A 1,987-nucleotide genomic window follows, 5' to 3' on the forward strand; every position below is an offset into this window, starting at 1 on the left:
ACAAAACATGCTTTTTAGTATTTGTAGTAACAGATCCCCGCATTCGCGAGGATGACGGTTCAAAACATACGTCATTTTCAGCTTGACTGGAAATCTGTTGTTTGTGTAGTTCAAAAGATGCTTTTTAGTATTTACACTAACAGATCCCCGCATACGCGAGGATGACGGTTCAAAGAATACTGTTACTAATTAATAATGAATAATGAATAATTAATAATGAAGAAGGAATAATGAATACTGACTTAAAACCTAAAACTTAGAACTTAGAACTGCTACTGAAAACTGACTTTTGACTTTTGACTTTCAACTTTAGACTTTATAACTTAGAACTGCTACTGAAAACTGACTTTTGGCTTTTGACTTTCAACTTTAGACTTTTGACTTTCGGCTTTCAACTTATAACTTATAACTTATAACTTAAAACTGAGTACTAATTACTTCCCTTTTTTCTCGCGTTTTGCGGCTTTTTTTTCTTTGGCAGTTTTAGCTGGTTCTTTTTTTACATTCTTTTTTGCGTCTTGACTCTTTGCCATAATATGGTTGTTTTTAATTAGTAGTTTTGTTTTTTTACACTATTGTAAATGTACTTAATTGTTTTGTACATTTTAATAAGTTATATCATAATATTTTGAATGGTTAAAACCAATTTAAAGTAACGTATATTTGCGGCTTTATTTAGTTATATGAATCATACACTGCTTTCGTCTCCCTTGCAAGGGTTTACTGATTATAAATTTCGCAATGCTTTTCAAAAATATTTTGGGGGTATTGATACTTTTTATGCTCCATACATTAAATTAAATGGCAAACTGGAAATTAAAAAATCGTATGAACGTGATTTATTGCCTGAAAACAATACTAGCCTCGAGTTAATTCCGCAGATTATTACCAATGATGCTGATGAATTTTTGTTTGTGGCTAAATTTGTTCAGGAATTGGGTTATAAAGAACTGAACTGGAATTTGGGTTGTCCCTACCCTATGGTTACCAAACGTGGTATGGGGTCTGGACTTATTTGTGATTTTGCAAAAATTGAACAAATTTTACAAAAAGTGTACGATAAATCGGATATTACAGTATCTATGAAAATGCGTATGGGTTATGAAAATAGCAACGAAATTTTAGCAACCTTGCCCATATTAGCGCAATTTCCGTTAAAAAACATTGCCATACACGCGCGTATTGGCAAACAATTGTACAAAGGTGGCGTAGATTTAGATGCTTTTGAGCGCTGTATAGAAAATACAAATCATAAATTGTACTACAATGGTGATATTACATCGGTTGCTGTGTTTGATAAAATGCAACAAAGATTTCCAAGCATAGACCATTGGTTGATTGGAAGAGGCTTGATTGCTGATCCGTTTTTACCTAGTATGATCAAAAACAATACCCAGCACTACCCTGCCAATAAGATTGAAATTTTTAAAGATTTTCATCAAACTATTTTTGAACAGTACGAAGCTTCACTTTCGGGAGCGCATCATATTTTGTTAAAAATGACCAGTTTTTGGGAGTATTTTGCTACCCATTTTACAGATCCGCACAAAACATTTAAAAAAATTAAAAAATCGAAAAGCTTAAAAGCCTATCACCTGGCTGTACAAGAAATTTTAAATGATGAAAAGAGACGATAAGTTGTTTTAGCACAAAAACAATCTTTCAATTTTAACCAATATAACAAAATTTTAACTAAACATGTTAAAATAGCACATAAGAATTTGACAGGTAAAACCTATTTTTGCCCTGAAACATAAATACATACAAACATGAATCACGAATATAGCAAATGGCATCATCCGTACAAACCAGCAAAAAAGTTCGATAAAAAGGTCGCTTACTTTAGTATGGAATTTGGAATACACCAGGCTTTGAAAATTTATTCAGGTGGATTAGGATTTTTAGCTGGATCTCATATGCGCTCTGCTTTTGAATTGAAGCAAAATATGATTGGTATTGGAATGCTTTGGAAATATGGTTATTACGA

At 32.2% G+C, this 1,987-nt stretch carries 1 protein-coding gene and 1 pseudogene; both read left to right on the forward strand.

The window, feature by feature from the left end:
• Window positions 1–683: 683 nt before the first annotated feature.
• On the forward strand, window positions 684–1,637 hold the full coding sequence (locus EC396_RS12135) for a tRNA-dihydrouridine synthase (RefSeq protein WP_129366938.1): 954 nt from the start codon (window positions 684–686) through the stop codon (window positions 1,635–1,637).
• 132 nt (window positions 1,638–1,769) lie between these two features.
• Window positions 1,770–1,987: pseudogene (locus tag EC396_RS12140) on the forward strand (glycosyltransferase family 1 protein); the annotation flags it as partial.

Origin of the sequence: Lutibacter sp. HS1-25, from assembly GCF_004121075.1 — a bacterium.
Classification (GTDB): Bacteria; Bacteroidota; Bacteroidia; order Flavobacteriales; family Flavobacteriaceae; genus Lutibacter.